Here is a 25,943-nt window from a genome sequence, read left to right on the forward strand (position 1 = left end):
CAATGGACAGATGGACTACACCGAACCACCTGGTCCCGCCTTCCTGTTCGACCTCGACGGCACCCTGATCGACAGCGTCTACCAGCACGTCATCGCCTGGCGCAGCGCTCTGTCGGGGATGGGCATCGACCTTTCGGTGTGGCGGATCCACCGCAGGATCGGCATGAGCGGCGGCCTGTTCGTCACCGCGCTGCTCAGGGAGACCGGACTCACCCTCACGCAGAACCAGATCAACGACCTCCAGCAGGCCCACGCCGCCGCCTACACCGAGCAGATCGGCACGGTCAGGCCGCTGCCCGGCGCGGTCGAGCTGCTGCGCGAGCTGACCGCCCGCCAGGTTCCCTGGGCGATCGCCACCAGCGGGTACGCCATGACCGCCCGCCTGGCCTTGTCCATGCTCAAGCTGCCCGACGACACCCCCATGGTCACCCGCGACCTGGTACGGCGCGCCAAACCGGACCCCGACCTCTTCCTGGCCGGAGCCGCGCTGCTCGGCGTCGACCCCCACCACGCCATGGTCGTCGGCGACAGCGTCTGGGACCTGCTGGCCGCCAGGAGAGCGGGCTCGCTGGGCGTCGGCCTGCTGTCCGGAGGGTACGGCAGGGACGAACTCGAACGCTCAGGCGCCTTCCGCGTCTACTCCGACCCGGCCGACATGCTCAACCGGCTGGACGAGCTGGGCGTGCGCCTGGGGGAATAAGCGCGCACCGCCAAACCGATCACGTGAAGGATGCGTATCTCCGCAAGAGGAGCTGACATGGATCTGGCAGACATCGGCGTCACCGGACTTGCCACAATGGGCCGCAACCTGGCCCGCAACTTCGCCCGCCACGGCTACGCCGTCGCGGTGCACAACCGCTCGCACAGCCGTACGGAGGCGCTGGTCAAGGAGTTCGGCGGTGAGGGCACGTTCCTGCCCTCCGAGGACATGGCGGCGTTCGTCGCCTCGCTCAAGCGGCCGCGCAGGGCGATCATCATGGTGAAGGCGGGGCCGGGAACCGACGCCGTCATCGACCAGCTGGCCGACCTGATGGAACCGGGCGACATGATCGTCGACGGTGGCAACGCCCACTTCGAGGACACCAGGCGCAGGGAGGCGGCGCTGCGCGAGCGCGGCATCCACTTCGTCGGCACCGGCATCTCGGGCGGCGAGGAGGGCGCGCTGCTCGGTCCCAGCATCATGCCGGGCGGCTCCCGCGAGTCCTACGAGGCGCTCGGCCCGATGCTCGAGGACATCTCCGCCAAGGTCGACGGCGTTCCCTGCGCCACCTACGTGGGCCCCGACGGCGCGGGCCACTTCGTGAAGATGGTGCACAACGGCATCGAATACTCCGACATGCAGCTCATCGCGGAGTCCTACGACCTGCTGCGCCAGGCGCTCGGCGCCTCCCCCTCCGAGCTGGCCCAGGTCTTCCGGGAGTGGAACGAGGGCGAGCTCGAGTCCTACCTCATCGAGATCACCGCCCAGGTGCTCGACCACGTCGACGCCGAGACCGGGCGTCCCTTCGTCGACGTCGTGGTCGACAGCGCCGAGCAGAAGGGCACCGGCCGCTGGACCGTCCAGAGCGCTCTGGAGCTGGGCGTCCCCGTCACCGGCATCGCCGAGGCGGTCTTCGCCCGCGCCCTGTCGGGCCACCCCGAGCAGCGCGCTGCCGCCCGCGGCCTGCAGGGGCCCTCGCTGTCCGGCGTCGCGGGCAAGGAGCTGATCGAGGACGTACGGCATGCGCTGTACGCCTCCAAGATCGTCGCCTACGCGCAGGGCTTCGACCAGATCACCGCGGCCTCGAAGGAGTACGGCTGGGACGTCGACCTCGGCGCGATGGCCACGATCTGGCGGGGCGGCTGCATCATCAGGGCACGCTTCCTCGACAGGATCCGCGCCGCCTACGACGCCGACCCCGCCCTGCCCACGCTGCTGGCCGACGAGGGGTTCGCGGGCGCGCTGGCCGCCGCCCAGGACGCCTGGCGACGGGTGGTGTCGACGGCGGTGAGGATCGGCGTGCCCACTCCCGGGTTCTCCTCCGCGCTGGCCTACTACGACGGGCTGCGCAGGGACCGGCTGCCCGCCGCCCTCGTCCAGGGACTGCGCGACTACTTCGGCGCCCACACCTACCACCGGGTCGACAAGGAGGGCGCGTTCCACACCGACTGGTCGGGCGACAGGGCCGAGCGCTCCGCGTGATCGCCCCCGCCCGCTGACCGGGCCGGCGGCTCGTCATCCTCGACGTGTCGGGTGAGCGGCGGCCGCCTCGCCCGGCCGGACGCCTTTACATTGTAGATTTTTTGCCCCGCAGCGCCTGCGCTGCGGGGCTTGTGTGGTTTTCCGCGTTTTTACATGACGTCCTGTAGGAGTGGAGGGGTACGAGCCCGATGTGACGGCGCGCGCCGAAGTCCCGCTGGAGTGGCGTGCATGGACGGAGGGTCACCGGTGACTACGGTGGGCTTCCTGGTGCTTGCCGTAAGGCGGCGGGCACGTGAACGTCGGGTGATCACGGTCACCCGACGGCGGGCCGGCGGCGGAAGATGGGTGGGTGACATGGCCGGAGTCGGACGTGGTGGGGCCGTGCGTGAGCGATCCCGTGACGGTCTACAGCACGGTGAGCAGGCGCGCCGACGGGGAACTGGCGCACGAGGGCAACAGAGTGCCGGACATCGCGGTGCTGGACGCCGACCGGCTGGTGGTGGGATGGCGGGCGGGAGTGAAGGACTCCCTGGATCCCACGCCCAACGACCAGGGCTCGATCGGCTACGCCCGATCGGCGGACGGCGGGCGCACCTGGGTCACGGGGACGCTGGCCGAAGCGACGGACACGCACCGCTACCACTACGTGATCTTCCTCAACGATTCTGGTGTGCTTTACGCCCTTCTGGGACGCATCACGATCGCCGAGGACCGCGACCAGGCGGGGAACGTGGACGGCTTCCCTGTGCGCATGGTCGCCAAACGCAGTGCGGACGCGGGTGCCACCTGGCACGACTTTCCCATCACGGTCGACGTGCCGCCCAACAGCCGGGGTGTGGTGGTCGCGGGGAAACCGATCAGGTACGACGGGGTGTGGCTGCTGCCGTACTGGCGGCAGACGAGTGGCGGGACCAGGGCGGGAGTGCTTCGCTCGACGGACCTGCGGACCTGGCGCCCAGGGGGATCGGCGCAGCCGCCGCCGGGCATCGGGGTGGAGGAGCCGCAGGTGGCGCCGTCACAGGAGGGCGGCCTGGTGATGGTGGCCAGGGCGCTCGACCTGCGGGGCGGCACGTCCCCGGAGGACAGGGACGCGAGATACCGCGCCCATGCGGCCTACGCGGCGGTGTCGACGAGCACGGACGGGGGGCTCACCTGGGCACCGATGACCTTGGACCCCCAGATCCCGAATTATTACGTTAAAGGCTTCTTTGCCAGAGATGGCGAGGGCCGGTACCTGACGATCTACAACACGCTCGCGGGGCCGTTCCGCGGCGACAAGCCCGAGCAGTACCGGGAGGTGCTGCATTACAAGGTCAAGCCGCAGGGCCTGCCCTGGGGTCCTGGACGGCTGTTCGCCGACGGGACCAGGCTCACCGCCGGCGCGGCCCGCGGCTGGGACGTCTACGCCGGCGCCGAGGAGTACGAGCCCGGCCGGTTCTTCGTCGTCTGGGAGCACAACCAGATCGGGATCAGGGTGGCCAGGCTCGACCTGACCCGCGCCTTCACCGGTGTACGGCTGGCAGGCCCTGGATCGGTGCCGCAGGCACCCGACGCCGGGTTCGTCGCCACCGTCGAGGGCGAGGACTTCCGGCTCACGGTCGGCGGCCGCTTGGACCTCACCGTGGGAGCCGAGGGCGTCCTCGTCGACGGGCGGCGGGTCCTCGGTCCCGGAGGCGCCCGGTGGCGCGTCGTCGCCGACCGGCGCGGCCGCGCGGCCCTGTGGCGCGAGGACGCGGACACGGGGGTGCGCTGGACACTGGGGACGCCAGAGACATCGGCGACACAGGGGACGCCGCCCTCGAGGCAGGGGCCTCGGGAGACCACCCTGTCGGGTCAGGCCACGGCGGAGGTCACCGACAATCTCGCGGGCCTGTCGTGGGCGGACTGGAAGCTGTCGACCAGCACGGTCACCGGCGACAGACTCAGGTTGCGCGGCTCGGCGAGCGTCCCGCTGGAGATCGCCGAATCATGCGACTTCACCGTGGAACTGCGGGGCAGGGTGGTCACCGCCGCCACCCTCGACCCGGTCACGGGACGCGGCGTGAGCCTCGGCACGAAGGTCGCCAACGGCGCGCGCAGGCTCATGATGACCGTGCAGCGGGACGAGGTCTGGGCGATGACCAAGGGATCGACCAGGTGGCGACGGGTGCACAGGGGCAGTGCGGGGCTCTGGCGGGTCGCGGTCGACAGCGCGGGGGTGGCCCGCCTGTTCGCCGACGGCGCCGACACCGGGGCGAGCTGGGTGGTTCAGGACAACCGCGAGCGACCGCACGCCGCCCACTGGGTCAGCGGCGGCGCCGAGGCCCTCCTCGACTGGACCCTGGTCACCGCAACGCTCGGATAGCGGGGTTGGCGACGGCACTCACCACGCAGTAACCGATCGGTCCCTGCGTGTCGTGCATGACGCACTGGCCTGTCGCGATGCCGTCGGCGCTCAGGTGCCCCGTGGCCTCCAGGCCGAGTTCGGCGCTTCTCGGCAGGCGGCTCAGCGTGAGCGTGTAGTCGGCGTTGATGAAGTGCAGACCTGCCGACCCGACGTTGCTGAGCGGGCTGGCGAAGTCGGCGGCCAGCGCGGCATGGGTGAACGGCGTGACCTCCTCGCCCTCGACCAGCGGGTACGTCTCCCTGACCCACGCCCTGTGCGGTCCTGGGTCGACGCCCCACGTGGTGAGCCGCCACAGGTCGAACGGCAGGCGCGGCCCGTCGTTCCCCGGAGGGCCGTCGGGCACGGGCGCGTCCCACGCCGCGGTGCGGAAGCTCTCCCCCGGCGGTTGCCCGCCCTCGCGCAGCAGCACCGCGCCGGCCCTGGCGACCGGGCCCTGCTCGGTGGACAGGACGGCGTCGGCGACCCTGATCCTACGGCCGTCCCTGACCCTCACCGTCTCGACCGTGATCGGCAGCAGCGGGGTGTTGCGGAACAGGTCGACGGTCAGCCGCGCGAAGCGCAGCCCCTCCTCACCGTGCTCGGCCTCGAGTGTTCTGGCGGCGAGAGCGCCGAGCAGCCGCCCGTGCAGCATGTCGGTCGCCCATGGGCTGTGCGCGTGCGCGGCTGGGACGAACGCGCCTTCGGCGAAGGCGAAGAACGCCCCGTTGTTATCCACAGAATCGGATTCTAAAACGCCGGAGGGGGCGCCGGTGCCGACAATCGAGATATGCGATTCGGCGTGCTCGGCCCCACGGAGGTGGCCGGCGTCCCCGTGCGGGGCGCCAGGCTCAGCGGCCTGCTCGTGCTCCTGGCCCTGGAGGCGGGGCGGGTCGTCTCGGTCGAGCGGCTGATCAACGACGTCTACGGCCCCTCCGGCACGGTCAACGCGCTGCAGTCGCAGGTGTCGCGGCTGCGCGGCGTGGTCGGGGTGCCGCTGGAGCTGGGCCCCGCGGGCTACCGGCTGGTGGTGGATCCGCTGGAGGTCGACGCCCACTTGTTCACCCGCCTGGTCGCCGACGCGAGGCGGGCCTCCGCCGCCGGTGAACGCTCACGGCTGCTGCGCCGGGCGCTCGGGCTGTGGCGCGGCCCCGCGCTGGCCGACGTGCTGGGGTTGCCGTTCGCCGAGGGGGAGGCCGTGAGGCTGGAAGAGCTGCGGCTCGCAGCGCTGGAGGACAGGGTCGAGGCCGACCTGCTCGACGGCTCGGCGCCGGACGGCGAGTTGGTGGCCGAGCTGGGCGAGCTGGTCAGGCGGCACCCGTTGCGGGAGCGGCTGCGCGGCCAGCACATGCGGGCCCTGGCGGGCGCGGGCCGCAGGGCCGAGGCGCTGGAGGCGTTCGAGCAGGCGCGCAGGGCGCTGGCCGAGGAGCTGGGCGCCGACCCCTCCCCCGAGCTGGCCGCGCTTCACGTGCGTCTGCTCTCACCCTCCTCGCCTTCTGCCGCCCGCGTTCCCGGAGCCGTCCCTCGGGCTGCCCTGTCCGCGGACTCCCCTGCCGGCCTCTCCCCCGCCGCGCCCGCGCCGGGCGAGACCGCCTGCGCGGGCGCGGTGTTGCGGCCCAGAGGGCCGCGGCCCCGGCCCACCAGCTTCGTCGGCCGTGAGAAGGAGGTGCGCCTGGTCCGCGAGCTGCTCGACGAGGGCCGCCTGCTGACGCTCGCGGGCCCGGGCGGCGCGGGCAAGACCAGGCTCGCGGTCGAGGCGGCCGCGAGCCTCGGCGAGGTGTGCTTCGTCGAGCTCGCCCCCCTCGGCCCCGGCTCCGACGTCGCCCTCCCCGTGCTCACCGCGCTGGGCCTGCCCCACGCGCACACCGAGGCTCCCGGCCCGCTGACCCCAGGTCCGCTGACACGCCCCGAGGCCCAGACGCCCGCCGACGTGCTGGTGGCGGCGCTCGCGGGCCATTCCGTCACGCTGGTCCTCGACAACTGCGAGCATCTCGTCGAGGCCGCCGCCCTGCTGGCCGACAGGATCCTCGCCGAGTGCCCACGGGTGCGCATGCTGGCCACCTCCCGCGAACCCCTCAACATCCCGGGCGAGCAGGTCCTGCCGGTCCCGCCCCTGCCCCGGCCGATGCGGGACCTGTCGCCTGCAGAGGCGCGCGAGCATCCGGCGGTGCGGCTGCTGGCCGACAGGGCCGGCGCCGTACGCCACGGGTTCGCCGTCACCGAGGCCAACCTCGACGCCGTGCTGCGCATCTGCCGCGCCCTCGACGGGTTGCCGCTCGCGATCGAGCTGGCGGCGGCCCGGCTGCGCGCGCTCACCCCCGAGGAGGTGGCCGCGCGGCTCGACGACAGGTTCAGCCTGCTGACCGCCGGCAGCCGCACCGCGCTGCCGCGTCATCGCACGTTGCGGGCCGTGGTCGCGTGGAGCTGGGACCTGCTCGACCCGGCGGAGCGCGAGCTCGCCGCCCGCCTGTCGGTGTTCGCCTCCGGCGCCACCGCGCACGCCGCCGAGCGCGTCTGCGGCGGCGACCTCGACCTGCTGGCCGCGCTGGTCGACAAGTCGATCCTGCAGGCCGACGGCGGGCGATTCAGGATGCTGGAGACCGTCCGCGCGTTCTGCGCCGAACGGCTGGCCGAGTCCGGCCAGCAGGAGCGGGTACGGCTGGCGCACGCCGAGTGCTTCGCCGCCATGACCGCCGCCGCCGAGCCGCAGCTGAGGGGCCCGGACCAGCTGCGCTGCCTGGCCGAGCTGGCTGCCGAGCACGACAACCTGCGCACCGCGATACGGTTCGCGATCGACACCGGCAGGAGCGGGCTGGCGTTGCGGCTGGTGGCCGACCTGTGGATGTACTGGTGGCTGCGCGGGATCAGGTCGGAAGGGGCCGCGGCGTCGGTGGAGGCGCTCGAGCTCGTAGGGCCGGAGCCGCCTGCGAACCTGGTCGAGGACTACATCGTCTGCTCGCTGCAACTGGCAGGAGGCGGCAGGCCCGCGCAGGAGGACACGCTTCGTGACCTGCTGGCCAACGCCGAACGCCTGGCCGAGGGGCTGGCCGGGCCGCCACGCAACCCGCTCGTGGCCATGGTCAGGCCGTACCCGTCGATCGCCGAGGGCGACTACGCCATGCTGCTGCCGGCGCTCCTGGCGGCGACCACCGACTCCGACCCGTGGACGAGGGCCTTCGCCAGGCTGCTCGTCGGCTTCCTGCGCCTCGGCGCGGGCGAGGTCGACGCGGGCGAGCGCGAGCTGCGCATGGCGCTCGACACCTTCCGCGTGGCCGGCGACAGATGGGGGGTGGGTCAGGCGATGCTGCAGCTGTCGGAGCTGTCGGGCTGGCGCGGCGACCACGCGACGGCGATCGCCACGGCCGAGGAGGCGCTGGAGGTGATCGCGCCCTTCGGCGCGGCCGAGGACACCGCGCTGGTGCTCTCGCGCAGGGGCGCGGAGCTGGCCAGGGCGGGCGACCTGGCAGCGGCGCGGGCGGAGCTGGAGCAGGCCGCCGCGCTGGTGGGCCGCCTGCCGGGCTCGGAGGCGGCGGCCGTGGTCATGTACGGTCTGGCGGAACTGGCGCGGCTGACCGGCGACGGCGCGCAGGCCGAGACGCTGTACGCGACGGCGCTCGAAGCCTGTTCGGTGCACTGGCTGGGTGCCGGCGAGACGCGCGGACGGATCCTCATCGGGCTCGGGCGCCTGCGCAGGTCGGGTGCCACGTTGCGGGAGGCCCACGACCTGCTGGTCAAGGTGCTCGACCTGCCGGGCGCCTCTGGAGCGGTCGAGGCGATGGCCGAGCTGACGCTGCGCGAGGGGGCGGCGGGCCGGGCGGCTTTCCTTCTGGGGGCGGCCGAGTCGCTGCGCGGCGTCTGCCTGCCCGACGGGCCCGACGTGGCGCGAACGGCCGGCGACGCGCGCAGCGAGCTGGGGGACGCGGCGTTCGACCGCTTGTACCGGCGCGGCAGGCAGACGCCCCGGGACCAGATCGCCGGACTGCTTCCGTACTAGTTCACTCCACCGCGCGCTCGTCCCGGCGAACGCGGCCCTCCGACGGACAGCTCTTCGGGACGGCGTGAGTCCGCGTGCGGGCCGGGTGCGGGCCGGGTGCGGGCCGGGTGCGGACGCGTGCGCACGGCGTGCGGGCCGCGTGCGAGCCCCGGTCCATCGTTGACGGCATGCATCCCTTGAGCAGGACGAGACGCTGGGCGGCCCTGGCCAGCCTGTGCCTCGCCGTCTCGCTGATCGTGATCGACGGCACCGTGCTGCACCTGGCGATCCCAAGCCTCTCCGAAGCGCTGCGTCCCTCCAGCACCCAGGTTCTCTGGATCGCCGACATCTACGGGTTCGTGCTCGGCGGCCTGCTGATCACGGCGGGCAACGCGGGCGACAGATTCGGCAGGAAGCGCGTGCTGCTGGCCGGCGTGACCGCCTTCGGCCTGGCCTCGCTCGCCACCGCCTACGCCCCCAGTCCCGAGCTGCTCATCGCCGCCAGGGCCGTCCTGGGCGTGGCGGGCGCGACGATCATGCCGTCCACGCTGTCCATCATCCGCAACATCTTCACCGATCCACGCGAGCGCACGACCGCGATCGGCCTGTGGAGCTCGGTCACCACGGCGGGCGCGGCGGCGGGGCCGCTGCTGGGCGGCGCGCTGCTCGACAACTTCTGGTGGGGCTCGGTCTTCCTGATCAACGTCCCTGTGATGGTGCTCGTCCTGATCGTGGCGGCCGTCACGCTGCCGGAGTCGCGCAACCCCGCCCCCGGCCCGATGGACGTGCCGAGCGTGCTGCTGTCGATCGTCGGCGTGATCGGCGTCATCTACGCCGTCAAGGAGGCCGCCCACACGGGCCTCGCCCACACAGGCGTCCTCGTCGCGGCGGTCGTGGGAGTGGCCGCGCTGGTGGCGTTCTGGCGGCGGCAGACCAGGCTCGCCCATCCCCTCATCGACGTGCGGCTGTTCAGGCGGAGGGCGTTCTCTGGCGCGGTCGGCGGCGACATGATCGCGGTGTTCGCGCTGATCGGCACGCTGTTCTTCCTCTCCCTCCACATGCAGTTCGTGCTCGGCTGGACGCCGCTGCAGGCCGGGCTCGCCCAGTTGCCCGCGATGGCCGCGTCCACGGTCGCCGCGCTGGCGGCGGGCAGGCTGGCGCGGGCCTGGAGCAGGGCCGTGGTGATCTCGCTTGGGCTCGGCCTGTCCGCGGCCGGGCTGGCGGTGCTGGTGACGCTCCCCGTCGAGTCCGGTTATCCGGTGGTCCTCGGCTCGCTGCTGTTGATCGGCGTCGGCGCGGGGCTGTCGTTCACGGTCACCGCCGACACCGTGATCGCCACGGTGCCGAAGGAGCGGGCAGGGGCGGCCTCCGCGATCGCCGAGACCGCCTACGAGCTGGGCGCGGCCCTGGGCATCGCGCTCCTCGGCAGCCTGCTCGGCGGGCTCTACCGGCAGACGCTCCGGCTGCCCGCCGGGCTGGGGAGCGAGAGCGCCGAGGCGGCGCGCGACTCCATCGCGACGGCGCTGCAGGCGGCGGCGGACCTGCCGGCGCGGCTGGCCGCGCAGGTGGTCGCGGCGGCGTCCGAGGCGTTCGTGCACGCCGTCCAGCTCACCTCGCTGATCGGCGGCGGCCTGGTCGCGGCCGTGGCGGTGCTGGCGCTGTTCACGCTGCGCGGCCTACCCACCCTCGTCGACGACGAGCGGCCTCTCGACCCGTCGACGCCACTTCACACACGACAAGGAGCTGACAGATGAGAGCGCTTCCCACCGACAGGGGCACGTGTCCGTTCGACCCGCCCGCGGGCATGGGGGACGAGCCGATCAGCAAGGTACGGCTGGCCAACGGCGATCACGTGTGGCTCGTGACCAGGCACGACCTGGTCAGGCAGGTGCTGGCCGACACGCGCTTCAGCTCGGAGATCGACGGCGGCTTCCTCGGCGTGCCGCTGCGTGCCGTGGAGCCCGAGCCGGGGATGTTCATCCAGATGGACCCGCCCAGACACACCAGGCTGCGGCGGATGATGACGGGACGGTTCACCGTCCAGCGCATGAACAGGCTGCGCCCACGCGTCGAGCAGATCGTCACCGACACGCTCGACGCGCTCGGACGACGGCCCCGACCGGCCGACCTGGTGGAGCACTTCGCCCTGCCGATCCCCTCGCTGGTGATCTGCGAGCTGCTGGGCGTGCCGTACGCGGACCGGGAGGAGTTCCAGCACGCCAGCGCCAAGATGCTGAGCCTCACCACCACGGTGGAGGAACAGGAGGCCACCGCGCTGGAGTTCGCGGGCTACCTGTCCGAGCTCATCGCCCGCAAACGCGCCGAACCCGGTGAGGGGCTGCTCGACGACCTGCTCGACACCGATCTGAGCGACGACGAGCTGATCGGCGTCGCGGTGCTGATGCTGATCGCCGGCCACGAGACCACGGCCAACATGCTCAGCCTCGGCACCCTGCTGCTCCTGCAGCACCCCGACCAGCTCGCTCTGGTACGGCAGAGCCCCGAGGCGGCCAGGACCGCGGTGGACGAACTCCTGCGCTACCTGTCGATCGTCGACGTCGGCATGTACCGCCGAGCGAACGCCGACCTGGAGCTCGACGGCCACGCGATCCCCGAAGGCGACTTCGTCACCTGCTCGCTCGCCTCCGCCAACCGCGACCCCGCCCTGCTCGAACACCCCGACGAGTTGCAGGTCACCAGGCCCAAGGCGCCCCACGTGGCGTTCGGGTTCGGACCCCACCAGTGCATCGGGCAGAACCTCGCCCGCATGGAGATGGAGATCGCCTACCCCGCGCTGTTCCGCCGCCTGCCCCACCTGCGCCTGGCCGTCCCCTTGGAGCAGGTGCCGTTCAAGAACGACATGGCGATCTACGGCGTGCACCGGCTGGAGGTGGAGTGGTGATGATCACGGTGGACCGCGAGCGATGCGCCTCCTCAGGGCAGTGCGCGCTGGCCGCGCCCGAGGTGTTCGCCCAGGATGAGGAGGACGGCCGCGTGGTTCTGCTCGACGCGACCGCCTCAGGCGATCGGGTACGGCGCGCCACCACCGGCTGCCCGACCCAGGCGATCAGGTCAGACTGACCCGACGGCGCGGGCTCGGTCAGCGCCGCCCCGCCCCGGCCGACGGCGATCTACGGCCGGACGGGTGAGCTTTCCGGCCCCCGCTGTGTCATGGCGGGGGCCGGTCGCGGATCTCATGCGGCGATGCAGAACAAGTGCCCCTCAGGGTCGGCCAGCACCACCCAGTCGCCGCCACCCGGCTGGAAGTCGGGCTTGGTGGCGCCGAGGTCGAGCAGTTCCTTCTCAGCCGCGTCCAGGTCGGCGACCTTGAGGTCGAGGTGCACCTGCTTGGTGCCGCCGGGCCAGGCGGGGGCCTGGTAGTCCTCGGTCTTGGGGAAGGCCAACTGGAAGCGGCCCGTGTCGAGGGCGGCGAAGTCGTCGTCGCTGTGGGTGATCTGACCGCCCAGCACGGTGCGGTAGAACTCGGCCATCGCGGCCGGACGCACGGAGTCGACGACGATGGTGGTGATTTCCGCGAGAGCGGCGATGTTCGTTGTCATGCGCCCAGGTTGCCCGTCTCCCCCACCCCGGGTCTTGAACATCCTTGCGCGCCATTCCGACGTCTACCGTCCTCTCCGCAGCCCCACACCTCAGGCTCGTGCCGCCGCCCTCCGCTCACCCATCGGCCGCCTCCTGCAGTCGGCTGAACGGCTCAGCCAACCGGCTCAGGCGGTCAGCTGAACGACTCAGCTCGCCGGCTCAGCTGGCCGGCTCAGCCAACCGGTCGGATGGCCGGCTCAGCCAACCGTGGCCCACTCAGCCAACCGGTCGGATGGCCGGCTCGGATGGCCGGCTCGCTGGAGGCATTCGGGACCGAGTCGGCACTGGAGCGCAACAGCCGACCCGACCTCTCGCGCTCAGATCAGCCGAGGCCCGAGCCGCACCGGCCACGACCAACCGCCGGGTGGGATCGGGCCTGCTGCCGCCCGACCGCGCGGCCGGGCGGCCCAAGGCTCGACCGGTCTCCGGGAAATGTCGGTGGCGAAGCGTACCGTTCGCATCATGCGTTCCAACCGTCGTCTCGGCACGGGGCCGGGCTTCACCGTCGATACCGTGACCTGTGCCGACGATCATCGGGGCTGGTCGCGGATCGAGGTCAACGACGACTACCGGCTGGTGCTCGTTCGCAGCGGCAGGTTCGGGCGGATGACGGACGGTGTCGACGGGCTGGTGGATCCGACGATGGCCTATCTGGGCGTGCCAGGCGAGGAGGAGCGGTTCGCGCATCCGGCGGGCGGCGATGTGTGCACCGCGCTCAGCCTCACGCCCGCGCTGTGGCGTTCGCTGACCGGCGAACGACCGGGCAGGCTCCGTCCGACCGTCTACGTGGACGCCGGGGTCGAGCTGGCCCACCGCGCTTTCCTGCGCGCGGCCAAGGGCGGTGACGCGGGTTTCGCGCTCTCCGAGAGTCTGCTGGGGCTGCTCGGGACGGTTCTGAGACGGGCCTCCCACACCGATGAGGGGTCCGCGCCACAGGTCATGAGCGTGCCCCGTTCGTCAGAGGTCAGGGGGCGGCTCGTCTCGGCGGCGAGGGAGGCGATCCTCGCGGACCATCCTGCCGCCGAGGGGCTCATCTCGCTGGCCCAGTTGCTGTGCGCTTCGCCGTACCGGCTGAGCAGGGCCTTCACCCGGGAGATGGGCGTCTCGCTCACGCACTACCGCAACAGGGTGCGGGTCGGCCGAGCGCTTGAGCGGCTGGAGGGCGGTGTGACGAGCCTGGCTGAGCTGGCCGTGGAGCTGGGCTTCGCCGACCAGGCGCACCTGACCCGCACGGTCCGGAGCCACCTCGGCCACACGCCCACGGCGCTGCGGCGCCTTCTGTCTGGAAGGTCCGCTGATGAACGTTGACGAGACCGCTGTCGTCGCCGCGCCGATCGAACGGGTGTGGCGGGCGTTCACCGACCACGCCGATCGGGCCGAGTGGTGGGACTACCTGTTCATGGAGCCCGTCGTGGGCGGCTCGCTGGAGGAGCGCTGGACCGGCGAGCACGGCGAACCGGTGGTGACGCGCGGCCTGGTGACGCGCGCCGCCGCGCCGGAGATCCTGGCCTTCAGCTGGTCCGATGACGGGCAGGCGGCGTCGACCGACGTGGAGATCGTGTTGACGGCTCGCGGTGCCGACACGGAGGTCCGCATCAGGGAGACGGGCTGGAACCGGCTGCCTGATGGGGCTGCGATGGCGGCCGACCACCGGGCCGGCTGGCGCGTCCACCTGGCCAACCTTCGCCGACATGTCGAGTCCTGACCCGAAGCCTGAACACGGCCCCACACCCCACCGGATGGATGTGTGGCGGAGGGGTGGGAGCTCGGCCGGCGAAGTGCGGTGGGGCTGCCGGGGTGGAGTGCGGGTGTGGGGTCGGCGCTCAGTTGATCGTCAGTCTGCGGGCGCGGAGAAGATGAGGCGGACCTCCGTGTTCCGATAACCGGCGCGGGCGAACGCGGCGGCCATCGGGGCGTTCGCGGTGTCGGTGGTGGCCGTGATCAGTTCGGCGCCGTTCTCGGCGTGGATGCGGGTGATCTCGGCGAGGATGTCGTTGACGTAGCCGTGTCCTCGCAGCTCCGGGACCACGCCGAGGTAGCCGACGTTCACGTTGTACGGCGTGGCGGACGGGATCGCCAGGCCCGCGACCGCTCCGTCCGTGGTGTGGGCGACCCGCCACCACTCTCGCTTGCCGGGGCGGTCGAGGTAGAACTCCATCTCTTCGCGAGCTGCCGCTTCGGCACCGAGGGCGGCCACGTTTCTGCGCGTTTCGGCGTCGAGACTGCCGACGGCGATCCTGCGGAACACGTCGAGGAACTCCTCGTCCGTCGCCTCGGCGAAGCGCAGCCGTCCCGAGGAGGAGGGGACGCCGGTCTCGGGGGTCCATTCCAGGCGTAGCCGTTCCACCTCCTCGACCAGGCCGGCCGCCGTGGAGGCCGTCTTGCGACAGGCCACGGCCGACGACACCGCGGGGTCGTCGCGCCAGCCGTTCGGAAGGGTCAGGTTGTACAGCGGCGGCTTGGCGCGGCCGAAGGCGCGGTGGCCCGCTTCGAGCAGCGCGGCCGCGACTCCCTCACGGTCCGGGACGGACGCTTGCACGTGCAGGCAGTCGAGCGCCAGTGGCTCGGGGCTGTCCTGCTGGCCCCACCACAGGGCGCGTCCCACGATCCTGCCGCCGTCGGAGACGATCCAGGTCCACTCGGGCCGGTACATGTTGTCAGCGAGTTCGGCCAGGTACCGATCGGCGGGAATCCAGCTCACCGGCTCGTCGACCGTGAAAGCTGTGACCTGCTCGCGGTCGGCTTCCGTCGTGGGACGGATCTGCATGCTGCCTCCGGATGTCGATGGGCGCCTGATGCTACCGCTGCGGCGGTGGGCGTCTTCGTGCAGGTCGGGCGAAACACGCACACAGTGGTTTAGGCTCCGCATGTGCGAGATCACGAGGATGACCCGCGTCCCGTCCGCGGCGCGGTGAGGGAGATCTACTCGGTGGACCGGGCGGCGTCCCTGGCCTACTCCCCCGATCTGGACGGCATGGCCGATCCTGGAGAGGTCGTGTGGGCGTGGGTGCCGTACGAGGAAGATCCCGACCGGGGCAAGGACAGGCCGCTGCTGGTGGTCGGCCGCCACGGGCGCAGGCTGCTGGGGATGATGTTGTCCAGCAAGGGCGGCGACGGCCCGGAGTGGCTGGAGATCGGCTCGTGGGGCAGCGACGGGCGGGTGTCCTACCTGCGTCTGGATCGCGTATTCGCCCTGGATGAGGACGACATCAGGCGGGAGGGCGCGGTGCTGCGCCCCGACAGGTTCGCCGTGGTCGCGAAGATGCTCATGCGGACGCACGGCTGGGCGGCCGACGGCTGAGCCGCGTCGCGCGGGCGGTCCAGTTTCGCCGCGGCCGCAGGACGGCCGACCACTGACAGCCAAGCCGCATCGTCCAGGCGGTCGAGTCGCATCGTGGTCGCAGGACGGCCGACCACCTGACAGCCGAGCCACATCGTCCAGGCGGTCGAGTCGTGGTCGCAGGTGCGCGCATCGACGGGTGCGAGCCGTCTCGTGCGGGCGAGTTTCCCGCCTGCCTCCCGGCCGCGGCCCGGCCTGCCTTGCGGGCGTGGCCCTGCGTTGAAACGCCGAGAAGCGAAGGTCCGCCCGGCCGGACCACACCGTGAAGAGAGCGGCGTGCGCCCGGTCATGGCACGTGGTGCCGACAGCGAGGTCCGCAGGGCTCACATCACGTCACGTGACGACGGCAGAAGTCCGCCACGGGCCATGGCACGGCAGGACGACCTGGAAGGTCTACCGGGCGAGCCGCGCCTGGCAACCCGGGGGCCGCCAGGGTGCAGGGTGGCCGGTCAGGCCTGGCGCCATTCGGCGATGACGTCCGGGGCGTGCAGGCAGTAGTCCGGCGCTCCCTCCAGGGCCTTCTCCTCCCCGCCGGGCGTGTACGTGACGATCAGCCGCAACGGCCGCCACGTCGTGTTGAACGTCGAGTGGAACGCCCCCGCCGGAATGTGCACGGTGTCGCCCTCCCTGATCGGGAACGGCTCCCCGTCGTCCACCATCTGCATCGCCTCTCCGGAGATGACGTAGATGATCTCCTCGGCGTGGGGGTGGTTGTGGCGGGCGTGTCCCCGGCCGGGGTTGACGATGACCTCGCCCAGCGTGCTGCCCGCCCCCGGGATCGCGCCCGGCGTGACGAACCATTTGATGGACCCCCAGTCGAAGGTCATCGTCGGCACCTGGGATGGGCTCACGAGCATCTAGATCTCCAGATTCTTGAACGCGGTGACCTGCTGGGTGATGGCGGTCTCGGTGGGCAGCCGCTCGATGGACGAGGCGCCGAAGAACCCGACGACCCCCTTGGTGCGGGACAGGACGTAGGCGGCGTCGGACGGCTCGGCGATCGGCCCGCCGTGGCACAGCACGAGGATGTCGGGTCGGACGGCCGCCGCCGCGTCGCGCATCTCCTGGACGGCGAGGACGGCCTGGTCGAGTGACATGGCGGTGCCCGCGCCGATCGAGCCCTTGGTGGTGAGCCCGACGTGCGGCACGAGTACGTCGGCGCCGGCTTCGGCCATGGCGCGGGCCTGGGCGGCGTCGAAGACGTAGGGGGCGGTGACGAGGTCACGCTCGTGTGCCAGCCGTACCATCTCGATCTCGAGGTCGAAGCCCATGCCGGTCTCTTCGAGGTTCTGCCGGAACATGCCGTCGTACAGGCCGACGGTGGGGAAGTTCTGCACCCCGGCGAAGCCCATGGCCTTGAGCGAGTCGAGGAAGCGGGGCATCACCCTGAACGGGTCGGTCCCGCACACCCCGGCCAGGACGGGCGTGTCCTTGACGACGGGCAGCACCTCGCTCGCCATGTCGACGACGATCTGGTTGGCGTCGCCGTACGGCAGCAGCCCGGCGAGGGAGCCGCGCCCTGCCATCCGGTAGCGCCCCGAGTTGTAGATGATGATCAGGTCGACGCCGCCCGCCTCGGCGCACTTGGCCGACAGGCCGGTGCCCGCGCCCGCGCCGATCACCGGCCTGCCCGCCGAGACGGTACGGCGGAGCCGTTCGAGGACGGTCTGGCGGTTCATCCCTCACCCCTGATCAGGTCGTGCAGCGTGTCGGCCATCGCGCGGCCGAACGCCGGGTCGTTGATGTGCAGGTCGAGCCGGATGACGCCCGGGTAGGCGGCCAGCGCCTCGAAGCAGGCGTCGTCCGCTTTCCGGTCGTGGAACGGCATGCCGGGCGCGTCAAGCGCGGAGACGCCGCGAAGCGGCACGAACAGGGCGGTGGGCCCGGTCGCGGCGGCCAGCTTGGCGGCGACGCGCCGGCCCAGTTCGGCCATCTCCTCGGCGGTGGTGCGCATGAGCGTGACGGTGGGGTTGTGCACGTAGAACGCGCGCCCCTCGAAGCGGGAGGGGACGCTGTCGGCGGGCCCGAAGTTGACCATGTCGAGGGCGCCCGGCGCGACCACCTGGGGCACGCCCTGCCGTCCTGCGGCAGTGAGCCTGTCGGGGCCCGCGGACAGGACGCCGCCGACGAGGTCGTCGGCCAGTTCGGTGGTGGTCAGGTCGAGGACGCCGGCCAGCAGGCCGTCGGCGGCCAGGCTCTCCATGGCCCTGCCGCCCGCTCCGGTGGCGTGGAAGACGAGCACCTCGTAGCCGAGTTCGGTGAGGCGCTCGCGGGCGGCGTCGACGGCGGGAGTGGTCACGCCGAACATGGACGCCGCGACCAGCGGCCTGTCGTCTTCGCGATCCTCGGCCGTCGCCCGGAAGGCGGCATAGGAGGACGCCATGCCCGCGATGCCGGCGGCCGCGTTGCCCAGGGTGAGGCGGGAGACCCGGTTGATTCCCGCGATGTCGACCACGCTGGACATGATCGTGACGTCTTTCGCGCCGACGTAGGGTGACACGTCTCCTGAGGCCATGGTGGACACGATCAGCTTGGGCAGCCCGATCGGCAGGTCCCGGACGGCGCGCGCGGCGATGGACGAGCCGCCGCTGCCACCGACGGCGAGGACCCCGTCGAGGCGGCCCTCGGCGTAGAGCTCGGCCAGCACGACGGCGGCGCCCTCGCCCATGGCGGTGACGGCCGCTCCCCTGTCGCCCGAGGCCCGCAGGGCGGCCAGGTCGACGCCCGCGGCGGCGGCGACGCGGACGTTGGCGATGTCCTCGGCCGAGGCGGCCGCCGGAGCGCCGAACTCGCTGCTCGGCCCGACGCTCTCCCGGCCGACGCCCACGTCGACGACGATCACCTCGCTGCCGAGCTCGATCAGCCGCTCCCGCAGCCAGGCGTACTCGGGTCCCTTCGTGTCGAGTGTCCCGATCAGCACCACTGCCATTCCGCCCACCTCCGGTTCTGACCCACTCCTCGCCAACCTAACCTCTTTGAGATCATCGAGGGATGAGGATCACCGTGATCGGGAGCGGAATCGTCGGCGCCGCCGCCGCGTACCACCTGAGCACGCGCGGCGTCGCCGTCACCGTGGTCGACGAGGAGCGAGCGGGGGCGGCGACGCAGGCGGGCGCGGGCATCGTGTGCCCGTGGGTGGACCACGAGGACGACGAGGGCTGGTACCTGCTGGCTCGTGAGGGCGCCCGGCACTACGGCGGGCTGCCCCTTGAGGGGGGCGCTCACGCGAGGGTGGGCGCGCTGCTGGTGGCCGGGGAGCGGGCCGAGTTGGAGCCGGTGCGCGCGCTGCTGGCCGCCAGGCGGGCAGGGGCACCCGAGATGGGCGAGGTCACCGAGGTCGACAGGCCCGCCGAGCTGTTCCCGCCGCTGGCTCCAGGGCTGAAGGCGCTGTTCGTGCCGGGTGCCGCGCGCGTCGACGGGCGCGCGGTCCGCGACGGCCTGCTGGCGGCGGCGGTACGGCGGGGCGCGGCCGTCCTCCGCGGATCGGCGAGCCTCGCGCCAGACGGCACGGTGGTGGTCGCCTCGCCCGCCACGGAACCGGCGGCACGCGGACCGGTCGCCCAGCCGGCGGCCGACGCGGTGATCGTGGCGGCGGGCGCGTGGACGGGCGAGCTGTGCCGCCCGCTGGGGGTCGAGGTGCCGGTCTTTCCCCGGCGCGGGCAGATCGTCCACGCCGCCGTGCCGGGGGCCGACACCGCGGCCTGGCCGATCGTGCTGCCCGTGCGGGGCCCCTACCTCCTGGGCTTTCCTGAAGGGCGGCTGGTGATGGGCGCGACGGTGGAGGAGGCCGGGTTCGACCCGCGGGTCACGGTCGCGGGCATGGCCGAGGTGCTGTCTGGCGCGCTTGGCGTGGCTCCAGGCCTGGCCTGCGCCACGGTGACCGGGACGCGGGTCGGCCTGCGTCCCGTCACGGCCTCCGGCAGGCCGCTGATCGCCAGGGTCGCCGACGGGGTGGTGGCCGTGACGGGGCTGAGCGCCTACGGGCTGACCGCGGGCCCCTAAGCGGGGATGCTCGCCGCCACGCTCGCGACAGGTGACAAACCTCCGCTCGACCTGGCGCAATACGGTTTATGATCAGATCTCCCCCAGTGACTCGAGGGGGATGATGTGCGCTCTGTGGCGCTCGGTGTCGTATTCTTCCTGCTCACCGAGTGCGGGGCGCCGGCCGCGGTGTCGCGGGTCGAACCGCCCCCTCCCACGCCGGAGCCCGCCGAGGTGTCGCGGGCAGGAGCACGCCCTCCCGCGCCGAAGGCCGCCTCGCCACCCCGCCTGGTCAAGGCGAAGCGGCCCGTCAAGGTGCCTGACAGGGGCAGCGGCAGGTACCGGGTGGTCGCGGGCGGCGCCGCGCCGAGGAAGGGCCGCGGCGCGGCGGTCCGCTACCAGGTGGAGGTGGAAGGCGGCCTGCCCTTCTCCCCTCAGGAGTTCGCGGCGAGCGTGCACGCGACGTTGAACGATCCGCGCAGCTGGGGCAGGTTCCGGCGGGTCGACCACGGTCCCACACGGCTGAGCGTCGCCCTGACCAGCCCGCTGACCACGGACGCGCAGTGCCTGCCGCTGCGCACCGGCGGCGAGCTGTCGTGCTGGAACGGCCGCAGGTCGGTCATCAACGCCGTGCGCTGGGCGAGGGGCGTGGAGTCGTACCGCGGCGACCTGACCGCCTACCGCCAGTACGTCATCAACCACGAGGTCGGCCACGGCCTCGGCCATCATCACGTCGGCTGTCCCGGCAGGGGCAGGCCCGCGCCCGTCATGGTGCAGCAGTCGAAGTCCCTCGAGAGCTGCCTGCCCAATCCATGGCCGTACCCGTCGGCCGGCGAAAGATGAGAGCAGGGGACCTTCGGCCCTACGCCGTCCGGGCTCCTGCTGCTCTCATGGGGACATCTGCGGAGGAGTGATCATGATCGTGGTGGGGGTCGACGGTTCACGGGCCGGTCTGGAGGCGGTCGGCTGGGCCGCGGCCGAGGCCGCGCTGCGCCGTGTGCCGCTGCGGGTGGTGCACGCCATCCATCGCTGGGCGGTCGAGACCGAGCAGGGCCGGTACGCGGGGGTCGCCCGCTGGATGCGCGAGGGCGCGCAGACCGTGCTCGCGGCCGGTGTCGACCGGGCCCTGCGCGAGCATCCGGGGTTGACGGTGGAGGCGGAGATCCTCCCCGGCGACCCGCGCGCGGCGCTGATCAGGGCCAGCGAGCGAGCCGAGCTGCTGGTGGTCGGCAACCACGGGCTGAGCGCCGTGCGCGGCCTGCTGGTCGGCTCGGTCGCCTACGGCGTGGCGGGACACACCCCGTGCGACGTGGTCGTCGTGCGGGAGACTCCCGCCGTCTCCTCCGGGGAGATCGCGGTCGGCCTGGACTCCTCGCCGTGGACCGCGCACGTGCTGACGTTCGCCTTCGCGGAGGCCGCGCTCCGCGGGGCCGCCCTGCGGGCCGTCCACGTGTGGAACAGGTACGAGACGGGCGGCGGATTCCAGGCGGTGCCCGACGACTTCTTCGAGGACGAGAGGAACGAGGTGCGCCAGCTGGAGGAGACGCTGGCGGGCTGGAGCGAGCGGTACCCGGACGTGACGGTGATCAAGGAGATCGTGCAGGGCCACCCCGTCGACGCGCTACGTGAGGCCGCGCGCGGTGCGGACCTGCTGGTGGTCGGCTCGCGCGGTCGCGGTGGCCTGAAGGGTCTGGTGCTCGGCTCGGTCAGCCACGCGATGCTGCACCACTCGCCGGTGCCGCTGGCCGTCATCCGCCGGCCGGTCTGACCGGCGGCACTCGGGGCGTCCACGAGGGGCACGACCGGTCATGGGGGATCGGCCTGCCCGGGTGGCGGCCCGGCGCGGGGACGGCGTTCGACGGCCGAAAGAACGGCGCGTTCCCGCAGCTCAGGAGCCCTTCTGCGGCGGCGGTCCGGACTTTGCGAAATATCCAACATCTGTTTTCTTCCGGCCGTCCCGCCTCGGCGTACGGTCGGTAAGCAGGGGACCTTTCAGCACGAGAACCAAGAAGCGCTCAACGTGGGGGAAGTGGTCCGCTATGGGCCAGACGGTCCTGGCCTCCGTTCCGGAGGTCTTCGCACGCCGGGTGGAACCCGCTCGCGGGCTCGCAGGAGAGGCCGAAACCGTGGCGCGCGCCTGTCATGCCATGGCGAGGCGTTTCCACGGCGGCGGAAGGCTCATCGTCTTCGGCAACGGCGAGGCGGCCACGGACGCCCAGCACATCGCGGTCGAGTTCGTCCATCCGGTGATCGTGGGCAAGCGCGCGCTTCCCTCGTTCTCGCTCACCGGCGACGTGGCCGCGATCACGGGCATCGCCGCGACGGAGGGGTTCGACGAGGTCTTCGCGCATCAGTTGCGGCATCTGGCGGTTCCCGACGACATGGCGCTGGGGGTCTCGCCGTACGGGAACTGCGTGAACGTGCTCAGGGCGCTGGAGACGGCGAAGGAGCTCGGCCTGCTGACGCTGGCGCTGGTCGGCGGTGACGGCGGGGAGATCGCGCGGAGCGCGTCGGTCGACCACGTCATGGTCGCCAGGTCGAACGACCCCCGTGTCGTCAAGGAAGTGCACGTCACGACGTACCACATCCTGTGGGAGCTGGTGCACGTCTTCTTCGAGCAGCCGGGCGTGCTGGATCCCAGGGTGGTCGCATGAGCGCCTACGAGAGCGCCTGCCACGAGGAGGTGTGCGTCACCTGCTCCGACGAGGCCGTGCCCGTGACGGTGGTCCGGCTGCTGGAGGACGGCATGGCCGAGGTGGACACCGGACAGGGCCGCGAGGAGGTGAGCGTCGCCCTGGTGGAGGCACAGGTGGGCGACACGGTCCTGGTCCACGCCAAGGAGGCCATCGCCGTCGTCGGGCAGGTCGTGCTCGGACAGGCGGTGACCGGGGAGGTGACGACGTGAGCGCGCCCGAGGAACCGATGGAGTCGCTGTACCCGTTCCTCTACTCCGGCGGCACCGACCTGGAGGCCGTGATGACCGCGGTGCGGCAGTCCACGGTCGACAAGGCCAACGAGATCGTCGCCCTGCGGCAGAGCGTGCTGGAGCGGGACGGCGAGCGGATGGCCGCCTGCGCGCAGGCCATGGCGGCCGCCTTCGACGGGGGTGCGCGGTTGTTCGCCTTCGGCAACGGGGGCAGTTCCACCGACGCCCAGGACGTGGCCGCCCTGTTCCTCAACCCGGGCGGCACGGCCAGGCCGTTGCCCGCGTTCGCCCTGACCGCGGACGTCGCGGTGGTGACGGCGCTCTCGAACGACATCGGATTCGAGGTGGTGTTCTCCCGGCAGCTCGCCGCGTCGGGCCGCGCGGGGGACATCGCGTTCGGGCTGTCGACCAGCGGCAACTCCCGCAACCTCATCGCCGGCTTCCAGGAGGCCGACAGGCGAGGCATGATCACCGTCGGGCTGGCCGGCTACGACGGCGGCCAGATGGCCGAGCTGGGCACGATCGACCACCTGTTCGTGGTGCCGTCGACCTCGGTGCACCGCATCCAGGAGGCCCAGACCACGGTCTACCACGCGCTCTGGGAGCTCACCCAGGATGCGCTCGGGCGGCGGGGCACGGTACCGCCGCCGCGTTCCAGCTGAACAGACCCAGACCCGCGAGGGTGGTGAGGCGCATGAGCGCGCCGACGGAGTCGCAGAAGACCACATCACAGACGCAGGACGAGCCGCTCGTCCATATTCTGTGGATCAACGCGGGGCTGAGCTGCGACGGCGACTCCGTCGCGCTCACCGCCGCCACCCAACCGAGCATCGAGGAGATCGCGCTCGGGGCGCTGCCGGGCCTGCCCAAGATCGCCGTGCACTGGCCGCTGATCGACTTCGAGTGCGGTCCGATGCAGGGCGCGGACGTCTTCATCGAGTGGTTCTACCGGGCAGACCGCGGCGAGCTGGACCCGTTCGTGCTGGTCGTCGAGGGGTCGATCCCCAACGAGTCGATCAAGCAGGAGGGCTACTGGTGCGGGTTCGGCAACAACCCCGAGACCGGGCAGCCCATGACCACCAGCGAGTGGCTGGACCGGCTCGCGCCCAAGGCGACCGCGATCCTCGCCGTGGGCACCTGCGCCACGTACGGTGGCATCCACGCGATGGCCGGCAACCCGACCGGCGCCATGGGCGTCGCCGACTACCTGGGCTGGGACTGGAAGTCGAAGGCGGGACTGCCGATCGTCAACGTGCCCGGGTGCCCGATCCAGCCCGACAACCTGTCGGAGACCATCCTGTACCTGCTCTACCAGGTCGCGGGTCAGGCGCCGATGATCCCGCTCGACGAGGCGCTGCGCCCCACGTGGCTGTTCGGCAGGACCGTGCACGAGGGCTGCGACAGGGCCGGCTACTACGAGCAGGGCCAGTTCGCCACCGAGTACGGCTCGCCGAAGTGCCTGGTCAAGATGGGCTGCTGGGGACCGGTCGTGAAGTGCAACGTCCCCAAGCGCGGCTGGATCAACGGCATCGGCGGCTGCCCCAACGTGGGCGGCATCTGCATCGCCTGCACGATGCCGGGGTTCCCGGACAAGTTCATGCCCTTCATGGACGAGCCGCCGGGCGCGAAGCTCTCCTCGACGGCCAGCAGCGCGTACGGCGCGGTCATCCGCACCCTGCGCCACATCACCGAGCGCACCGTCGACAAGGAACCCAAGTGGCGCAGGAAGGGCCGCGAGCTGCTCACGGGCTACAAGGCCCCTTGGTAACCAGCGAGGCTGACATGACGACCACACCACAGCAGCCCGGCGAAGAACTCGTCGAGATGGCATGGGATCCGATCACCAGGATCGTGGGAAGCCTGGGCATCTACGCCAAGGTGGACTTCAAGAACAGGTCGGTCGCCGAGTGCTACAGCACCTCGTCGATCTTCCGCGGCTACAGCATCTTCATGAAGGGCAAGGACCCGAGGGACGCGCACTTCATCACCAGCAGGATCTGCGGCATCTGCGGCGACAACCACGCGACGTGCTCGGTCTACAACCAGAACATGGCCTACGGTGTCCGGCCGCCGTTCCTCGGTGAGTGGATCATCAACCTGGGCGAGTCCGCGGAGTACATGTTCGACCACAACATCTTCCAGGAGAACCTGGTCGGGGTGGACTACTGCGAGAAGATGGTCCGCGAGACCAACCCCGGAGTCCTCCAGAAGGCCGAGCGCACCCAGGCGCCGCACGCGGGCGAGCACGGTTACAAGACCATCGCCGACATCATGCGCTCGCTGAACCCGCTGGAGGGCGAGTTCTACCGCGAGGCGCTGCAGGTGAGCCGTTCCACGCGGGAGATGTTCTGCCTGATGGAGGGCAGGCACGTGCACCCGTCCACGCTCTACCCCGGCGGGGTCGGCACCGTGGCCACGGTGCAGCTGTTCACCGACTACCTGACCAGGCTCATGCGCTACGTGGAGTTCATGAAGCGCGTGGTCCCCATGCACGACGACCTCTTCGACTTCTTCTACGACGCCATCCCCGGCTACGAGCAGGTCGGCAGGCGGCGGGTGCTGCTCGGCTGCTGGGGCAGCCTCAACGACCCGGAGTACTGCGACTTCACCTACCAGAACATGAGCGACTGGGGCCGGCGGATGTTCGTGACGCCGGGCGTGATCGTGGACGGCAAGGTCGTCACCAACGACCTCGTCGACATCAACCTCGGGATCAGGATCCTGCTGGGCAGCTCCTACTACGACGACTGGGAGGACCAGGAGCCGTTCGTCACGCACGACCCGCTGGGCAACCCGGTCGACATGCGGCACCCGTGGAACCAGCACACGATCCCGCATCCGCGCAAGCGCGACTTCACCGACCAGTACAGCTGGGTCATGTCGCCCCGCTGGTTCGACGGCAAGGACTTGCTCGCGCTCGACACCGGTGGCGGGCCCCTCGCCCGGCTGTGGTCGACGGCGCTGTCCGGTCTCGTCGACATCGGTTACGTCAAGGCGACGGGGCACAGCGTGCTCATCAACCTGCCCCGCACGGCCACCATGCCGGAGCGGACGTTCGAGTGGAAGATCCCGGAGCGTGGCGGCCAGCTGTACTCCAACACTCTCGAACGCAACAGGGCCAGGACGTACTTCCAGGCGTACGCCGCCGCGTGCGCGCTGTACTTCGTCGAGCGGGCACTGGCCGAGGTACGCGCGGGCCACACCCAGACGTGGTCGCCGTTCACGGTGCCCGAGGAGGCGATCAGCTGCGGCTTCACCGAGGCGGTGCGCGGCGTCCTGTCCCACCACATGGTGATCAGGGACGGGAAGATCGCCAACTACCACCCGTATCCGCCGACGCCCTGGAACGCGAGCGTGCGCGACTCGTACGGCACGCCGGGACCCTACGAGGACGCCGTGCAGAACACGCCGATCTTCGAGGAGAACACGCGAGAGAACTTCAAGGGCATCGACATCATGCGGACGGTCCGCAGCTTCGACCCGTGCCTGCCGTGCGGGGTCCACATGTACCTCGGAGGCGGCAAGCAACTGCAGAAGCTGCACACCCCGCACGCCTTCGGCGGGTCCTGACGGGGTCGA

The 25,943-nt window shown here is 71.5% G+C and carries 24 protein-coding genes; 18 read left to right on the forward strand and 6 right to left on the reverse strand.

What is annotated here, in order from left to right:
* The first annotated feature begins 10 nt into the window (after positions 1-10).
* From AC3EO4_RS19355 to AC3EO4_RS19365, 3 genes are all read left to right on the forward strand, one after another.
* Positions 11-700, forward strand: a complete 690-nt coding sequence (locus AC3EO4_RS19355; protein WP_379572550.1) for an HAD family hydrolase — start codon at positions 11-13, stop codon at positions 698-700.
* Positions 701-757: 57 nt separating this feature from the next.
* Positions 758-2,182 carry an NADP-dependent phosphogluconate dehydrogenase gene (gene gndA / locus AC3EO4_RS19360; RefSeq protein WP_379572551.1) on the forward strand — a complete coding sequence of 475 codons (1,425 nt, stop codon included), beginning with the start codon at positions 758-760 and terminating at the stop codon, positions 2,180-2,182.
* Positions 2,183-2,567: 385 nt separating this feature from the next.
* Entirely contained in the window at positions 2,568-4,526 is a 1,959-nt protein-coding gene (locus AC3EO4_RS19365; RefSeq protein WP_431896917.1) for a sialidase family protein, read from the forward strand.
* Here AC3EO4_RS19365 and AC3EO4_RS19370 read toward each other — a convergent pair.
* Entirely contained in the window at positions 4,507-5,283 is a 777-nt protein-coding gene (locus tag AC3EO4_RS19370; protein ID WP_379572553.1) for an acyl-CoA thioesterase domain-containing protein, read from the reverse strand. The two genes, AC3EO4_RS19365 and AC3EO4_RS19370, sit on opposite strands and share 20 nt — an antisense overlap.
* 51 nt (positions 5,284-5,334) lie before the next feature.
* Here AC3EO4_RS19370 and AC3EO4_RS19375 point away from each other — a divergent pair, with 51 nt between their 5' ends.
* From AC3EO4_RS19375 to AC3EO4_RS19390, 4 genes are all read left to right on the forward strand, one after another.
* Entirely contained in the window at positions 5,335-8,538 is a 3,204-nt protein-coding gene (locus tag AC3EO4_RS19375) for an ATP-binding protein (protein WP_431896918.1), read from the forward strand.
* A 167-nt stretch (positions 8,539-8,705) separates the two neighbouring features.
* The gene (locus AC3EO4_RS19380) at positions 8,706-10,271 is read left to right on the forward strand and encodes an MFS transporter (RefSeq protein ID WP_431896919.1); all 1,566 of its coding nucleotides are present in this window, start codon (positions 8,706-8,708) and stop codon (positions 10,269-10,271) included.
* Complete coding sequence (locus AC3EO4_RS19385) at positions 10,268-11,419, forward strand: cytochrome P450 (protein ID WP_379582809.1); 1,152 nt, start codon at positions 10,268-10,270, stop codon at positions 11,417-11,419. Before AC3EO4_RS19380 ends, AC3EO4_RS19385 begins: the two co-directional genes overlap by 4 nt.
* The gene (locus AC3EO4_RS19390; RefSeq protein ID WP_379582807.1) at positions 11,419-11,598 is read left to right on the forward strand and encodes a ferredoxin; all 180 of its coding nucleotides are present in this window, start codon (positions 11,419-11,421) and stop codon (positions 11,596-11,598) included. Before AC3EO4_RS19385 ends, AC3EO4_RS19390 begins: the two co-directional genes overlap by 1 nt.
* Positions 11,599-11,711: 113 nt before the next feature.
* On the opposite strand, the gene AC3EO4_RS19395 is transcribed toward AC3EO4_RS19390, so the two are convergent.
* Positions 11,712-12,077 carry a VOC family protein gene (locus AC3EO4_RS19395; protein WP_431896920.1) on the reverse strand — a complete coding sequence of 122 codons (366 nt, stop codon included), beginning with the start codon at positions 12,075-12,077 and terminating at the stop codon, positions 11,712-11,714.
* Positions 12,078-12,579: 502 nt separating this feature from the next.
* Here AC3EO4_RS19395 and AC3EO4_RS19400 point away from each other — a divergent pair.
* Both AC3EO4_RS19400 and AC3EO4_RS19405 read left to right on the forward strand, forming a co-directional pair.
* Entirely contained in the window at positions 12,580-13,425 is an 846-nt protein-coding gene (locus tag AC3EO4_RS19400) for a helix-turn-helix domain-containing protein (protein WP_431896922.1), read from the forward strand.
* On the forward strand, positions 13,415-13,822 hold the full coding sequence (locus AC3EO4_RS19405; protein ID WP_431896924.1) for an SRPBCC family protein: 408 nt from the start codon (positions 13,415-13,417) through the stop codon (positions 13,820-13,822). Before AC3EO4_RS19400 ends, AC3EO4_RS19405 begins: the two co-directional genes overlap by 11 nt.
* A gap of 129 nt (positions 13,823-13,951) precedes the next feature.
* Here the strand turns inward: AC3EO4_RS19405 and AC3EO4_RS19410 are convergent, their stop codons facing one another.
* Positions 13,952-14,884, reverse strand: a complete 933-nt coding sequence (locus AC3EO4_RS19410; protein WP_431896926.1) for a GNAT family N-acetyltransferase — start codon at positions 14,882-14,884, stop codon at positions 13,952-13,954.
* A 102-nt stretch (positions 14,885-14,986) separates the two neighbouring features.
* Between AC3EO4_RS19410 and AC3EO4_RS19415 the strand changes: the two genes are divergently transcribed.
* Positions 14,987-15,418 carry a type II toxin-antitoxin system PemK/MazF family toxin gene (locus AC3EO4_RS19415; RefSeq protein ID WP_431896928.1) on the forward strand — a complete coding sequence of 144 codons (432 nt, stop codon included), beginning with the start codon at positions 14,987-14,989 and terminating at the stop codon, positions 15,416-15,418.
* A 488-nt stretch (positions 15,419-15,906) separates the two neighbouring features.
* Here AC3EO4_RS19415 and AC3EO4_RS19420 read toward each other — a convergent pair whose 3' ends face one another.
* The 3 genes from AC3EO4_RS19420 to AC3EO4_RS19430 are packed head-to-tail and all read right to left on the reverse strand — an operon-like array spanning position 15,907 to position 18,386.
* Complete coding sequence (locus AC3EO4_RS19420) at positions 15,907-16,314, reverse strand: cupin domain-containing protein (protein ID WP_379582795.1); 408 nt, start codon at positions 16,312-16,314, stop codon at positions 15,907-15,909.
* Positions 16,315-17,136 carry a phosphoenolpyruvate hydrolase family protein gene (locus AC3EO4_RS19425; protein ID WP_431896930.1) on the reverse strand — a complete coding sequence of 274 codons (822 nt, stop codon included), beginning with the start codon at positions 17,134-17,136 and terminating at the stop codon, positions 16,315-16,317.
* Positions 17,133-18,386 carry a Tm-1-like ATP-binding domain-containing protein gene (locus AC3EO4_RS19430; RefSeq protein ID WP_431896932.1) on the reverse strand — a complete coding sequence of 418 codons (1,254 nt, stop codon included), beginning with the start codon at positions 18,384-18,386 and terminating at the stop codon, positions 17,133-17,135. The genes AC3EO4_RS19425 and AC3EO4_RS19430 overlap by 4 nt, the downstream gene beginning before the upstream one ends.
* A 62-nt stretch (positions 18,387-18,448) precedes the next feature.
* On the opposite strand from AC3EO4_RS19430, the gene AC3EO4_RS19435 reads away from it, so the two are divergent.
* From AC3EO4_RS19435 to AC3EO4_RS19470, 8 genes are all read left to right on the forward strand, one after another.
* The gene (locus AC3EO4_RS19435; RefSeq protein ID WP_431896934.1) at positions 18,449-19,459 is read left to right on the forward strand and encodes an NAD(P)/FAD-dependent oxidoreductase; all 1,011 of its coding nucleotides are present in this window, start codon (positions 18,449-18,451) and stop codon (positions 19,457-19,459) included.
* Positions 19,460-19,573: 114 nt separating this feature from the next.
* Complete coding sequence (locus AC3EO4_RS19440; RefSeq protein WP_379582787.1) at positions 19,574-20,281, forward strand: DUF3152 domain-containing protein; 708 nt, start codon at positions 19,574-19,576, stop codon at positions 20,279-20,281.
* 73 nt (positions 20,282-20,354) lie between these two features.
* Complete coding sequence (locus tag AC3EO4_RS19445) at positions 20,355-21,206, forward strand: universal stress protein (RefSeq protein WP_379582785.1); 852 nt, start codon at positions 20,355-20,357, stop codon at positions 21,204-21,206.
* Positions 21,207-21,477: 271 nt separating this feature from the next.
* Positions 21,478-22,092, forward strand: a complete 615-nt coding sequence (locus tag AC3EO4_RS19450; RefSeq protein ID WP_379582784.1) for a D-sedoheptulose-7-phosphate isomerase — start codon at positions 21,478-21,480, stop codon at positions 22,090-22,092.
* Complete coding sequence (locus tag AC3EO4_RS19455; protein ID WP_431896937.1) at positions 22,089-22,343, forward strand: HypC/HybG/HupF family hydrogenase formation chaperone; 255 nt, start codon at positions 22,089-22,091, stop codon at positions 22,341-22,343. The genes AC3EO4_RS19450 and AC3EO4_RS19455 overlap by 4 nt, the downstream gene beginning before the upstream one ends.
* Entirely contained in the window at positions 22,340-23,026 is a 687-nt protein-coding gene (locus tag AC3EO4_RS19460; RefSeq protein WP_431896939.1) for a D-sedoheptulose-7-phosphate isomerase, read from the forward strand. The genes AC3EO4_RS19455 and AC3EO4_RS19460 overlap by 4 nt, the downstream gene beginning before the upstream one ends.
* A gap of 32 nt (positions 23,027-23,058) precedes the next feature.
* Positions 23,059-24,132: an NADH-quinone oxidoreductase subunit B family protein gene (locus tag AC3EO4_RS19465; protein WP_379582780.1), complete on the forward strand. Its 1,074-nt coding sequence runs from the start codon at positions 23,059-23,061 to the stop codon at positions 24,130-24,132.
* Positions 24,133-24,146: 14 nt separating this feature from the next.
* Positions 24,147-25,934 (forward strand): nickel-dependent hydrogenase large subunit, encoded by a 1,788-nt coding sequence (locus AC3EO4_RS19470; RefSeq protein ID WP_379582778.1) that lies wholly within the window; start codon positions 24,147-24,149, stop codon positions 25,932-25,934.
* Positions 25,935-25,943: the final 9 nt, after the last annotated feature.

This window comes from Nonomuraea sp. bgisy101, assembly GCF_057708945.1.